This window comes from Parabacteroides faecis (genome assembly GCF_014647375.1).
Lineage (GTDB): Bacteria > Bacteroidota > Bacteroidia > Bacteroidales > Tannerellaceae > Parabacteroides > Parabacteroides faecis.
Genome location: NZ_BMPB01000001.1, coordinates 51,790 through 66,871, shown reverse-complemented (window position 1 = coordinate 66,871; position 15,082 = coordinate 51,790). Strand labels below are relative to the sequence as shown.

General features: G+C 42.7%; 7 protein-coding genes. All 7 read left to right on the top strand.

Annotated elements, in window-relative coordinates; all coding sequences use genetic code 11:
* The first annotated feature begins 81 nt into the window (after positions 1-81).
* The gene (locus IEY67_RS00245; protein WP_229800910.1) at positions 82-3,543 is read left to right on the top strand and encodes a TonB-dependent receptor; all 3,462 of its coding nucleotides are present in this window, start codon (positions 82-84) and stop codon (positions 3,541-3,543) included.
* A gap of 30 nt (positions 3,544-3,573) precedes the next feature.
* A complete protein-coding gene (locus IEY67_RS00240) occupies positions 3,574-5,064 on the top strand; it encodes a RagB/SusD family nutrient uptake outer membrane protein (RefSeq protein ID WP_122355090.1) in 1,491 nt (496 codons plus the stop codon).
* An 18-nt stretch (positions 5,065-5,082) separates the two neighbouring features.
* Entirely contained in the window at positions 5,083-7,047 is a 1,965-nt protein-coding gene (locus IEY67_RS00235) for an alpha/beta hydrolase family protein (protein WP_183670532.1), read from the top strand.
* A gap of 454 nt (positions 7,048-7,501) precedes the next feature.
* Positions 7,502-10,744: a SusC/RagA family TonB-linked outer membrane protein gene (locus tag IEY67_RS00230; RefSeq protein WP_183670534.1), complete on the top strand. Its 3,243-nt coding sequence runs from the start codon at positions 7,502-7,504 to the stop codon at positions 10,742-10,744.
* Between the two features lie 18 nt (positions 10,745-10,762).
* The gene (locus IEY67_RS00225) at positions 10,763-12,679 is read left to right on the top strand and encodes a RagB/SusD family nutrient uptake outer membrane protein (RefSeq protein WP_122375182.1); all 1,917 of its coding nucleotides are present in this window, start codon (positions 10,763-10,765) and stop codon (positions 12,677-12,679) included.
* Positions 12,680-12,700: 21 nt separating this feature from the next.
* Positions 12,701-13,888 carry a DUF5000 domain-containing lipoprotein gene (locus IEY67_RS00220; RefSeq protein WP_122375181.1) on the top strand — a complete coding sequence of 396 codons (1,188 nt, stop codon included), beginning with the start codon at positions 12,701-12,703 and terminating at the stop codon, positions 13,886-13,888.
* A 27-nt stretch (positions 13,889-13,915) separates the two neighbouring features.
* On the top strand, positions 13,916-15,043 hold the full coding sequence (locus tag IEY67_RS00215) for a DUF4998 domain-containing protein (RefSeq protein WP_183670536.1): 1,128 nt from the start codon (positions 13,916-13,918) through the stop codon (positions 15,041-15,043).
* Positions 15,044-15,082: the final 39 nt, after the last annotated feature.

The following is a 15,082-nucleotide window of genomic DNA, read 5'->3' as shown; positions in this document are numbered from 1 at the left end:
GTGCTTAAAAGTTTCATTCTGTGAATGGAATTATCGTGGGAAGAGTTATGTGTGTTATGTTAATTTTTAAAATGGTAAAGTATGAAAAAGAGAGCTATTAGTCGATCTTCTGTAATGCATTGGTGTGTTGGGGCCTCTTTGTGTTGTTTAATGATCGCTCCTGTGCAGACAACTTTTGCTGCTGCAAATCTGAATCAGAAATTCAGCGTAGAGCTTTCATTGACGAATGCAACACTAAAGAATGTTGTTGAATCATTGAAAAAGCAAACCGACATTGTTTTTGCTTATGACCTCGCCCTGGAAGGTATGAAAGTGAATAATATTTCGGTAAAGGCCGAACAGGAAGAGATCGGGGCAATACTTGATATGGTTTTTAAAGGGACAGGTATTGCATATAGGATAGATGATCATATAGTGGTTTTGTATTCTTCTTCCAGTAAGAGAATAGCGCAGGTTGCCAATGTCAAACAACAGGCAAGAAAGATCAGTGGCATCGTGAAGGATGCTTCGGGGGAACCTGTAATAGGTGCGAATGTTGTCGTGAAAGGCACGACTATCGGTATGATCACGGGAGTCGACGGTGATTTTGAACTGGAAGTTCCCAAAAATGCCGTGTTGCAGGTAAGTTATATCGGTTATATCCCGCAGGAAGTAGCCGTCGGAAGTAAAACATCATTGAATATTATCCTGAGTGAAGATACACAGAATCTGGATGAAATTGTAGTAGTGGCTTATGGTACCAGCAAGAAATCGGCTTTTACCGGTTCGGCAGCCAGTATCGATAACACGAAACTGCAGACCCCCAGTGCCTCTTTCGATAAATCTTTGCAGGGACAGGTGGCCGGTTTGCAGGTAATGTCTTCTTCCGGTCAGCCGGGATCGACATCTTCTTTCCGTATCCGTGGTTCCGGTTCTCTGAATGCATCGAACGAACCTTTGTACGTAGTGGACGGTGTGCCTATTTCTGCCAATACGAAATATAGCAAGCTGGCGGATGATAACGATAACTCATCCAGTATACTTGCCACGTTGAACTCACAGGATATCGAATCGATCACCGTATTGAAAGATGCAGCGGCAGCTTCTTTGTATGGTTCGCGTGCAGCTAACGGTGTTGTCCTGATCACGACAAAAAATGGAAAATCAGGTAAAGCCTCTGTTTCATTCAATGCACAATTCGGCTTTTCATCCGTACCGAAGGCCTATGATATGATGAGTTCGGCCGAATTTTATCGTACTAAATGGCAATCCCATTATGATCAGAAACTGGCTGCCGGAATGAGTGCGGCAGATGCTGCTTCGTCGGCCAATACGTTTGCACAGGGAGCGATCACATTCAATCCATATAATGTAGATCAGCCGATCGATGCAAACGGGAATCTGGTTAGCGGTGCCCGTATTATCGTGGATACCGACTGGCAGGACGAGATTTTCAAGACTGCACTGACACAGGATTATAATGTGAACGTAACAGGTGGAAACGATAAAAGCAACTATTTCTTTTCTGCCGGTTATTACGATCAGGACGGTGTGACTCCTTCTGCTTCATATAAAAGATATTCCGGTAAAGGAAATATATCTTCACAGGTGACATCCTGGTTGAAAGCCGGCATGAACGTAACCTTCTCTCATTCTGTCCAGAATATGGAAGTAGGCGGCGGTGCAGGAGCAAGCCCTCTTTATAATGCATTGCTTTTCCCTAACGGAGTACCGGTTTATCTGACCGACCGCGATGGAAATCCGATCCTGGATGCTTCCGGTAATAAACAGTATAATTTTACCAATCCGACTTCTCTGGACTTTAACCCGATAGCTATTCCGCAGATGGATATGAACAGGAGTAAGAACTATCGTTTCCTGGCTTCGGCATTTTTGGATTTTCAATTATACAAAGGACTGAATTTCAAGACTGTGTTTTCTCCTGACTATATCCATTATTCAGAAGCTAAATACTGGAATAAAGAACATGGTAACGGACCTGCCTATAACGGACGTGCAGACCGTTATAATACGACAGATGTGATGTACACATCGACCAATACCTTGAATTATTCGATTCAGTTTGCAAAAGTTCATAATTTGAATGCGATGGTCGGTTTCGAGTATTGGCAAAGTGATTATGAGAGAGTAGAGGCAGGTGTTACCTCCTTCCCTTTGAACGGTATGCATGAATTGAGTTCCGGAGCTTCTGCTTTGAGCCCACAATCCAAAACGACTAAAGAGACGTTGATCTCTTATCTGGGACGTATCGAATATACTTATAATGACCGATATAATTTCTCCGTCAGTTTGCGTAGTGACGGTTCTTCCGTCTTCGGACAGGATAATAAATGGGGAACATTCTGGAGTGCCGGTGCTTCCTGGAGAATAGAACAGGAGAACTTTATGAAAGATCTCACCTGGCTGGATCAGTTGAAGTTGCGTTTAAGTTATGGTACTTCCGGTAATAATCAGGGATTGGAACGTTACCAGTCTTTAGGCTTATGGGATACGGGTGCCGATTATATTTACGGAACTTCTTCCGGTACAGGACATACCCAGTTAGCCAACCCGCATCTGAGATGGGAAAAGCAGGCAATGTTCAATATGGGTGTCGATTTCCGTTTTATGAACCGTTTTTACGGATCCTTCGAATATTTCCACAAGAGTTCAAAGGATTTGCTTTATAAATATCCGCTTGCTGCTTCAAACGGTTTCGAATCGATCATGATGAATATGGCGAAGGTTTCCAATTATGGTGTGGAACTAACTTTGGGTGCTTATATTTTCAGAGATACGCCTGTCAAATGGAGCGTTGACCTGAACCTGTCTTCTATACGTGATGAGATTAAAGACCTGGTGGGAGACGATCAGATTATTTCAGACACGAAGAAAATCTGGTCGAAAGGATATAGCCAGTATGAATTCTATATGCCGACATGGGTAGGCGTCGATCCGGCTAATGGCGATCCGTTATGGGTGAAAGTCGATGCAAACGGTAACCGTGGTACAACCAATGTGTACAGTCAGGCCACTTATGAAAAACAAGGACGTGCCACTCCAGATTTTTATGGAGGTTTGAATACGAATCTTTCTTATAAAGGTTTCGATTTGTCTTTGTTGTTCGCTTATAGCTGGGGCGGTATGGTTTACGATGCACTGTATTCACAAATCATGCATGATGGAAATCAGGCAGGTGCGCAGATGCATAAAGATGAGTTGTCGGCCTGGACACCGACCAATACCATTACGAATGTGCCGAAATATGTCAACAACAATACAAATTCTTCTGACGGTGTTTCTACCCGTTATCTGTATGATGCGACAAACATTAAACTGAAGAATATCACACTGTCTTATACATTGCCTTCCAATCTGGGAACCGTATCGAATGTATTGAGAGGCGCTAGGGTTTTCGTTAGCGCGGATAATCTCTTCACCTGGTTCAAAGATGATTGGAAAGGATATTCCGATATCGATATTTTCGGAGTCGGCGGATATAATGCATTAACGGCCATTCCTGTTCCCAGAACATTTACGATGGGCTTTAATCTGAATTTCTAATTATAAATGAATAATTAAAAAGAATCGAATATGAAAATAAAATATATATTGCTCGGTATAGCTTTCCCGTTATTCTATTCCTGTTCAAATGATATGTTGGATCAGGAGCCTTCCACTTCCGTATCGGATGACGCGATCATGACAGACGTAGCCGCAGCAAAGACCGCATTAATGGGGGCTTATGCCCAACTGGGAGATTATCGGTATCATACGTTGGCTACGGTAACCTCTGACCTGATGGGAGAGGATTTGACAATGACCAGCGGCGCTTATGGTTTTTCTACCTATAACTGGCTTGTTTTCTCTTATCAATATGCACAAACACCGGTAGATGATCCCTGGTGGACCGGCTATTGCGCTTATATCTGGCGCTTTGCTTATAAATCGATCGATCAGGCCAATACGATTATCGCCAGTGCGGAAACATTAAAACCTGAAGGTACGGAGAAAGAGGATATGATTGCCCAGGCCTACGGTTTACGTGCTTATAACTTTTTGGTGTTGACCCAGTTGTTTGCTCGTGCCTATACGGATCAACCGGATTCGAAGGGAATCCTGTTACGTCTCGAACCGGGTTCCAGTGATGAAACACAAAACGTACCGCGTACAACGGTAAAAGAAGCCTATCAACAAATCCTGTCGGACTTGACATATGCATACGAACATTGTACGGGAACGGATGCCCAGTATGTAAATCAGAAAGGTGTCGCTTTGTTGTTGGCCCGTACTTATCTGAATATGGGTGACTATACGAATGCTGAAAAATATGCAACCCTTGCTGCCGGTTCTTATACCGGTGAAAATCTGATGTCGCAAACGGAATATCGTGCCGGTTTTAAAGATCATAATAAAGAATGGTTATGGTTTTTCAATTTTACATCTAACACTTGTAATCTGTATGCTTCCATTCCTTCTTTTTATTGGTACTGTACGGATTTCCAGGGATATGAATATGGAGCAAAAATAGATCCGAAAGATGTAGAAAGTAAGGCGACCAATATGTTGAAAGGATATAGTACGGTACGTGCCAGTGCTTCTTTCCGTGATATGTTTGAAGATACCGACAGCCGTAAGTTATTCCCGGGATATGTTTATGAAGAGGATGGCTATTTTATCAGTAAATTCGGACATCGTGCAAATATCGGAGATGCCGAATATCCTTTCTGCCGTATCGGAGAAGCCTATTTGATAAAGGCTGAAGCCGAGTTGCAGGCCGGTAATGCAGCAGAAGCCAAAAAGGTGCTTAATACTTTGCAGGAAATGCGCGGAGCCACTCCGACCGATGCGACTTTAGACGATATCTGGAAAGAAAGAAGAAAAGAATTATACGGCGAAGGGTTCGCTCTGAATGATATGAAACGTTTACACAAACCGTTGAAACGTACCGGTCCCGATCAATGGGCCGGCGTGAAGGAACTGCCGGCGAACAGCCCGCGCTTCATGTTGCCGATACCGAATACGGAAATGTTTTATAACAAGAAGCTGACAGCTGAAGATCAGAATGAATATTGGAGAAATTAGTAAACACACTTTTTTATTATGAATAAACTAATAGTAGCTTTGATGCTGACGATGGCCTGTATGGCCTCGTCAGCTCAACAGAAGGCCTCCGACCTGGTATTGAAATTCCAGGGGAGGAATGTGGACATTGCTCCTTTCTTTGAAGACTTCCCTTATTCTCAGTTTTCATTGAGTGATGACGGGCAGAAGTTATTCTTTTTTAAAACCTCCAACCAGAATAAGTTGCAGTGGTTGGATATAACAAAGGAAAACGACTTGTCGAAGGCAACCGATGTTGTCGATCTCGACTTCTCTAAACGTAATTGCTGGCAACCTGTCTATAATGAGAAAGACGGGAATGTCTATTGGATCGGGGATGAGAACAACGAGGAGATCATCAATATCTACCGGAGCAATCTTCTTTCCCCTAAACCGGAAAAACTGACAAGTGTACCTTATATTTATGCCTGGGATTTTAACCCGGATAAAACAAAGATCGCTTATGTGGCGAGACTTGCCCAGAATGAAAAAAGACTGGATGAATTGCGTATTCTCGACCTGAAGACCGGTGCAGATGAATTGGTTTGCCAGGATAAACCGGATTTTCGTTATACCTGGGGCGATGTAAGCTGGCAACCGGACGGAAAAGGTTTGATGCTGCTGGCTTTGAAAGATGCCGACCGTACCTATGCAAATATTATTTATATCGATACGGAAACCAAACAGACAACAGTTCTGACCGACCCTTCCAAACCGGGTAGTTATGCAGGAACCTCTGTAATGGATAAATGGATATCCGGTGATGAATGTTTCTTCTTCTCCGATCAGGATGGATATAAGAACCTGTATCGTTTTGACCGCCGGACGATGAAAGCGAGCCAGGTGACTCATTTTACATCTGATATAGAAGATGCCCGTTTTGTAACGATCAAGAATGAGAAATATTTGTTCGTCTTGCAAAGTAACCCGATAGAAACATCATTGATGTTGATGGATATCAAAACCGGCAAGATGTTATACAAACAATCCTCCGATCTGTCTTTGTCTATCGGTGCGGTTCAGGGCGATCAGGTAAGTCTGCTGGCAAATTCTACTTCAGTAGTATTCCAGATTGTGAAGGCGGAGGTCGGTAAAAAAAGCATGAAGCTCTCTGTTGTATTCGATTTACCCGAGGCACTGAAAGATAAACTGGTTCACTCGGATGTGGAACGTCTTTCTATCCCGACTTTCGATGTGGATCCGGCTACCGGAAAAACACGTATGTTGCATGCTTATCTTTATAAGCCGAAGAATCCTCTTCCAAAAGGGAAGGAATTGATTATGATCGAATCTTTCTACGGTGGTGAGAACAGATATAATACGGAATATGAAATTTTCAATGCAGCAGGTATTACGGTTCTTAGCCCTTCTCCACGCGGTAGTGCAGGTTTCGGCCGTGATTTTGCAGCTATGAATGATAAAGATCTGGGTGGAAACGAGATCATCGATATTATTTATTGTGCGGATTATATCTCGAAAAAACTGGATGTTCCCGCGGAACGTATCGGAGTCTTTGGAATGAGCCACGGAGGGTATGCCACGATGCGTCTGGTCACATTCCCCGGCGAAGTAAATGGAAATAAAGCCTCTTTTAAATTCGGTTTTGGAATTGAGACAGCCGGTTTCTGTGATATTATTTACCAACATATGCATTCCAATATCCCTGACTGGACAGCTCTTGAGGCAGGTGATCCGGTGAAGGATGCAGCCCGGTTGATTGACCGTTCTCCTTTGTATCATGCAGAGAAACTGACCGGTCCTTTACTGTTGTTACATGGAAATCATGATAACCGTGTGGATATCGAAGGTTCGCGTTTGCTGGACCGTAAACTGACACATCTGAACCTCCCTCACCGCTATGTGGAATTCGAAGGGTTGGGACATGGTATAAAAGGTGTCGATAATAACCGGAAATTTTATTATGAATGTTTCCGCTTCCTGGATGAAATAGAGAGCGGGAAATAATAGCACTATAAGTTACTGTATGATAGTATAAAATAGAATTAAGTAAAAAGAGACTGTCTCAACAAAAATGAGATAGTCTCTTTTTGTTTTTATATCGTTCTTATGGAAATGGATTTTTAAAGGGAGGAGAGGACGTTTTTCTGAATATTAGTTCTATGAGAACTATTTCATATTAAATAATCTATCACATTATGAAAACAAAATTATATAAAAAATAATGTTAGAGCAAAACGTAAGCTAATAATATAACATTTGTTAACCATAAATTATCGTCATCATTCTTATAAACAGGGTTTGTATATTTCCACATACTCCTTGATTTTACTTATTGATCTAATATATAGCCAGTTATTTGTATGCCATAGTTCTCATAGAACTGCGGTGATTAAATGATTTATTCATTATACAATTCTTAGACCTATATTTATTTATTAACCTTAAATTGGTAAGTGTGATGATTAGATTGCGAAAGATGCATGGCGATAAATGCCATCTGTTTCAGAAAATTCAGTGCACAAAGCCGGGAATATATTCATATGGATGGATATTACCGGTATTTTTATTAACAATTGCGTGGGTACCATCCGGGGAACTAAAAGCCGAAATCTCCCCTGTGGCATCAAATGTTCAACAAACGTCAAAGTTCAAAGGGAAAATCTCTGATGCGGGGGGAGAGCCTTTACCTGGTGCGACAGTACAGATAAAAGGCAGTACGAAAGGAGTTATTGCCGATATGGATGGTAACTTTGAATTTGATGATTGTCCTCTTAACAGCACCCTGGTTGTTTCGTATATCGGTATGGAAACCAAGGAAATTAAGTATACCGGGCAGAAAATCCTGAATGTCGTACTGGAATCGAAGGCGGACGAGCTGGAAGAAGTAACGGTCGTTGCTTTTGCCAAACAGAAAAAAGAAAGTGTGGTATCCGCCATTACGACAGTGAAACCGACGGAGTTAAAAATCCCGAGCAGTAACCTGACAACGGCTTTTGCCGGTCGTGTTGCCGGATTGATCTCCTATCAGACAAGTGGTGAGCCGGGACAGGATAACGCCAGTTTCTTTATCCGTGGTATTACGACTTTTGGTGCTGAGGCAAAGAAAGATCCGCTTATCCTGATCGACGGTATTGAATTGAGTACGGATGACCTGGCCCGTTTGAATACAGATGATATTGCCAGCTTTTCGATCATGAAAGATGCTACAGCTACGGCATTATACGGTGCACGCGGAGCGAATGGCGTAATCTCCGTTACAACGAAAGAAGGTAGAGAAGGAAAAGTAACCATTAACGCCCGTGTGGAAAACTCATTCTCATCTCCGACCAAAAAAATCGGCCTGACCAATCCTGTTACTTATATGCGGATGCAGAATGAAGCGATTAAAACCCGTGACCCACTGGGATTGGCTTTATATTCTGAAGAAAAAATAACGATGACCGAACGTGGATTATATCCCGATATCTTCCCGACAACGGACTGGTATGATACCATGTTCAACGATGTGATCTCCAACCAGCGTGCCAATCTGAGCCTTAGCGGTGGTGGAACGGTTGCCCGTTATTATGTGGCTGCCAATGTGTCGAAAGACAATGGTAACATGAAAGTCGATAAAAGAAATAATTTTAATTCCAATATCAGCCTGATGAAATATTCGATCCGTTCGAATATCAATATCAACCTGACAAAAACGACGGAGTTGGTATTGCGTATGAGCGGAACGTTCGATGAATATACAGGACCTATCGGCGGCGGTTCTTTCATGTACAAGGAAGTGATGATGGCCAATCCCGTATTGTTCAAACCTTATTATGAACCGGATGAACAGTACGCATATTCCAAGCATATCTTATTCGGTAACTATGGTGCCGGTAATTATGTAAACCCGTATGCACAGGCTTTGAAGGGATATAATGATTACAGTAAGAATACGATGCTGGTTCAGTTCGAGGGTAAGCAGAAGTTGGATATGTTGACCGAAGGGCTTGCTATCCGTGCAAAGATTAATATAGACCGCTATTCCGAATATTCGGTAAACCGTGCTTATGATCCTTTCTTCTATAACATATCATCTTATAACCTGCTGGATAGTTCGTATAAATTGAATCGTTTGAATCCGAGTACCGGTACGGAGTGGATTAATTATAACCCGGGAAACAGATATGTAAATACGAACTTCTACTTGGAAGGAGCAGCGGAATACACCCGTAATTTTGACAAACATGGAGTAAATGGCTTGCTGGTTTATACGATGCAAAGTAAAAAGACCGGTATAGCCGATAACCTCCAATTATCTTTACCAGGTCGTAATATCGGTTTGGCCGGACGTGCAGCCTATAATTATGACGGACGTTATTTCGGTGAATTTGTTTTTGGATACAATGGTTCGGAACGTTTCTCCAAAAATAACCGTTGGGGGTTCTTCCCTTCTGTAGCCGGCGGCTGGATGCTCTCGAAAGAAAGCTTTTTCGAACCTTTGAAAAATGTGTTCGATCAGTTTAAATTCAAGGCATCTTATGGATTGACAGGGCAGGATCAGATTGGGGATGGCAATGACCGGTTCTATTATCTGTCGCAAGTGACTTTGAATAGCGACAAACGGAATGTGAATTGGGGTACTCAATTGAATTATAATCCGGGAGGAATTATTGTAGACCGCTATGCCAATGATGAAATCGGATGGGAAAAATCCTATAAGCTGAATGTGGGAGCGGAGATGCGTACGGTATTCGGACTTTCGGCTAATATTGAATATTTTACGGAACGACGGGAAAATATTTTGCTGAACCGTATCATTCCGAATACAATGGGTATCATTCCTGATGTAAAGGCTAATTTGGGAAAGGCAAAAGGAAAAGGTGTGGATATGGAACTGAACTATGAGAAGAGTTTCAATAAAGATTTATGGATCACAGGGCGCGGAACATTAACCTACGCAACGAGCGAAGCGGTAGAATGGGAAGAGCCGGATTACAGCGAGACTCCCTGGTTGTCGAAAGTAGGAAAATCGTTGACCCAAACCTGGGGATATATAGCAGAACGTCTGTTTGTGGATGAAGAGGAGGTAAGGAATTCTCCCACCCAATTCGGTGAATATATGGCCGGTGATATCAAATATCGTGATGTAAACGGTGACGGCAAAATCTCGGAATTGGATAAAGTGCCTATCGGTTATCCGACGACGCCGGAGATCAACTATGGTTTCGGTCTGTCAGTAGGTTATAAAGGTGTAGATGCTTCTTTCTTTTTCCAGGGATCGGGACGTCAGTCTTTCTGGCTGGATCTTAAAAAGATTACTCCGTTCTTGGATGGAGATGCGGGAGATAACGATCAGGATAATTTGTTGGGACAAAATGCTGTACTGGACGTGATAGCCAATAGCTATTGGTCTGAAAACAACAGGAACCCTTATGCTTTCTGGCCCCGTCTGGCTAATCAAACAGTTGAAAATAACAATCAGACAAGTACCTGGTTTATGCAGGATGCTACTTTCCTCCGGTTGAAATCGGTTGAAATCGGCTATACCGTGCCAAGAGATTTGGTGAAGAAGTTCAAGGTTCAGAACTTACGTTTTTATGTGAGCGGAACCAACTTGCTTTGCTGGAGCAAATTCAAACTATGGGATCCTGAAATGGCGGGTAACGGATTAGGTTATCCTGTTCAGCGTGTGATCAATGTGGGACTTAATTTAGGATTCTAATTTAATAAAACGGAAAATATGAAATCGATATATCAATATTTAATATATATATGCACTGCTTTTTCAATAGCCTCCTGTAACTATCTGGATGTTGTCCCGGACAATGTTCCGACATTGGATAATGCTTTCTCAGACCGGTATACAGCTGAACAATATCTGGCTACCTGTTATTGGGGAATGCCTAAGTCGGCCGGATGGAATGAAAATCCGGGAATATTCGGATCGCTGGAAATGATCTTCAATAAAGAAGGAAGTACAGAGAATGGTATGAAATTCGGATTGGGTACCGATAGTCCGACCAGTGCTTTGATCAATTATTGGGGCGGCACAGGCGACATGATCCGTTCTTTGTATGCAGGTATTCGTGAGTGTAATACCTTTATGGAAGGTATTGTCGGTGTAAAAGATCTGAACCAGTACGAGATCAGGCGTATGATTGCAGAAGTGAAACTGATCAAAGCCTATATGCACTTCTACCTGCTGACCTATTACGGACCGATCTGTCCGTTGCGTGAAAATATACCGGTGAACGAATCGACGCAAGGTGTCAGGGTATATCGTGAAAAAGTCGATGATTGCTTTTCCTATATCCTGGAATTACTGGATGAGGTAATAGAAGGCGATCCGCTTCCTCTGGTGATTGAAAACCAGACAAGTGAATTAGGCCGTTTTGCTCGTCCGGCAGCTTATATGCTGAAAGCAAAAGTTTTGACCTATTGGGCCAGTCCGTTGTATAACGGGAATACGGATTACAACAGTTTCCGTAATCATAACGGAGAACCGTTCTTTAATCAGACGTATGATGAGACACGTTGGCAAAAAGCAGCGGAGGCTTGTAAAGAAGCAGTCAATATTTGTGAAAGTGCCGGTATCCGTCTATACCAGACTTCCGATTATGTGGCTACTAAAACTCTTTCGGATGAAACCCGGTTGGTGCAGACTCTGCGTGGTTCTGTAAGTGATCGCTGGAATTGTGAGCTGGTATGGGGAAATTCTTCTTATCCACTGAATGACGGTCTGCAGGGACAGTGTATTTGTTATCTGGAACAGGCAACCTCTCTGAGTTATGGGACACGTATGAGTGTTTCGATGGCAACGGTCGAACAGTTCTATTCCAAGAACGGTGTACCTATCGAAGAAGATAAAAATTATGATTATTCGAACCGTTTCAATGTACGGACCGGAGACGAGGATCATAAATATTATATCCAGAAGGGTGAGCAGACTGCGGCTATGAACTTTGACCGTGAACCTCGTTTTTATTCGACATTAGGTTTTGACCGTGGTAAATGGTATGGAAACTCATATAAAAATGTGCCGGATGACGATGCAGAATGTCTGTATCCCAAAAACCGGTTCGGTGAATTTTCATCGGTAGCCAATCCGGGTAATTATAATGCGACAGGTTATTGGCCGAAGAAGCTGGTTTCGATCAACTCCAGTTTCCGTAATGCCAATGATATCAGCTGGGAAAACTTTGCTTTCCCGGATATGCGTTTTGCCGACCTTCTCTTACTATGCGCCGAAGCTTTGAATGAGTCGAAAGATGCTCCCGATGCGGAAGTTTATAAGTATATAGATATGGTACGCGAACGTGCCGGTTTGAAAGGGGTGGTAGAAAGCTGGCAGAAATATTCGAACCAGGCTAGTAAACCGTCGACCAAAGCAGGGATGCGTGAAATCATCCAGCGTGAACGTAAGATCGAACTGGCTTGTGAAGGTGTTTATTATTGGGACAGCCGCCGCTGGAAAACAGCCCAGAAAGAGCAGAACCGTCTGATACAGGGTTGGAATGTCAATGCCAAAGAGGTTGTGGATTATTATACTTTGACTACGGTCTATACGCAGTCATTTACTTATAAAAACTATTTTGCCCCGATACCAGAATCTGATATTGTGAATAATCCGCAATTGGTACAGAATCCGGGGTGGTAATTAATAATGTAATACAGAATTATGAAAACGAAATATTATTTCAGTATGCTGACTTCGGTTCTATTGCTTTGCTCTTGTTCGGAAAAGACACTGGAACCTATAACCGGAAGTCTGGGAAAACCCGGAGTGGTGACCGATGTAAATGTGGAACCGATAGCCGGTGGTGCCGTCGTTTCTTACCGCATTCCCAATTCGGAGGATATCCTGGCTGTAAAAGCCGTTTATACGCTTACGAATGGAAAAGAGACGGAAAGAGTCGCTTCTTTTTATGAGAATAAGATCAAAATAGAAGGGTATAACGATACCATCCCGAATAAGGCGAATATTTATGTGATCAATCGTGCTCAGGAATTGTCGGATCCTGTGGAAGTGACTTTTACTCCGTTGGAGTCTTCTTTGAGCAAAGCCATCAAGACAATATCGATCGTACAGGATTTTGGCGGTGCCCAATATAACTGGCGGAATGAAGACAAAGCTCCCTTGACGATGGAGTTTCTTGCACAGGATTCCCTGGGGCAAATGCAGACTATGCGTATTATGACTTCGGAAGCTGATTCGAACCGTTATAGCTTGCGCGGCTATAAAGCCGAGCCTCGTTATTTCGGGATGATCATGCGGGATAACTTTGACAACGCTTCCGATACTATTTTCCCTTCGGAAGGTCAGATAACACCGCTTTTCGAAGAAAAACTGAATAAAAAGAAAATGGTCGTTATGAAGTTGGGATCTGATGCCAGCTTTACGAACTGGGAGGGGATGGACAGCTATCTGATCGACGACGACCATGATACTTTCGGCCATTCGGCATCCAATTCCATGCCTGCCGCATTTACCATCGATCTGGGATGTATAGCGAAACCCAGCCGTGTCGTGATGTTCCAGCGTAAATATTCCGATTCGTATTATAACTGGGGAAATCCGTTGGATTTCGAGGTGTATGTGTTCAAAGGAACAGGAACACCTTCTCAGAGCGGTGACTGGAGTGAATGGGAAAAAGTGATGGATTGCCTGATTGTCAAACCTTCCGGATCTCCGAGTGGAACAGTAACGGATGAAGATGTTACAGCTGCTGAAGAAGGGCATGAGTTTGCTTTTGAGTTATCACAGGAACCGATACGTTATATCCGCATTAGTATATTGAATACTTGGGGTGGTTCTTCCTTCTGTCACCCCGCTGATGTAGATATATATGGGGAAGTGGTTGAATAGTATAAATTAAAAAGGAATATATAAACCATGAAAAGAATATATAGTTTATTAGTATTTATTGCATGCACTCTCCTGATTACTTCCTGTGAAGATTTTATGGATGTGCATAAAGAATATATTGAAGGCGGAGAGATCATTTATGCTCCTAAACCGGATTCAATAGCGTTTATTGCGGGAAAAGAGCGTATTCTGTTTTTTTGCAGGGCATATAATTCTCCGAACGTGAAATCGGTGAATCTGTATTGGAACGACGGATTGGATTCGTTGCTTATTCCGGTATCCTTTAATTCAAGTTATGACAGCATCGAGGTCGTATTGGATAACATGGAAGAGAAGTCATATACATTCACAGTACAACTGGTGGATAATTTCGACCATCGTTCTTTGTCTGTAACGGACTTCGGAACTTCCTATGGTAAGAATTATCTGGCAACGCTAATGGACCGTCGTATAAAAAATATCTCGCTTACGGACAAGGGGGCGTCGGTGGAATGGTATTCCGCTGCGGAAGGCTTATTGGCCAATGAGGTCAGATACATAAAAAATGATGGTACGGAAAGTATTATCCGGATGCCGTCGGAAGAATATACAACATTCTGTCCGGATGCCAAGGCGGGTGAAGAGTTTGAGTTTCGTTCTTTATTCATTCCGGAAGAAGAGTCGATCGATACTTTCTATACGGCATGGAGTAAGTATGACGAGGCTTTTCCTGCCGAATACAAGTTCGACCGTAGCGGCTGGACGGTAACTGTTTCCGATGAAACAGCCAGCGACGGTGGTGGAAAGGACGCGATCATTGACGGAAAACTGGATACCTGGTGGCACTCCAATTATACGGATGGTGATACGCCTCTGCCGCATTGGGCTGTTATAGATATGGAATCACCGAAAGAAATGTCGAAAATAGAAGTTTATCGCCGTTCCGGTACCACCGATACGAAAAGTGTTGAAATTTATGTAGGAAATAGTCCGGATGCCAATGCTACAGATTGGGTTCAGTTGGTAACCGGAGTGTTCGGTGATGGTGATAGTTTGGAATTACCCATTCCCGGATCCATAGATACAAGCCAGGGCCGTTATCTTAAAATTCTCTTGCCAGATAGTAACCGTGAACCTTTTACTAACATTGCAGAAGTGTATATTTATGGCAAGTGATCGTTTTTCATAGTACTAATTTAAGTATTGAAGTACGCC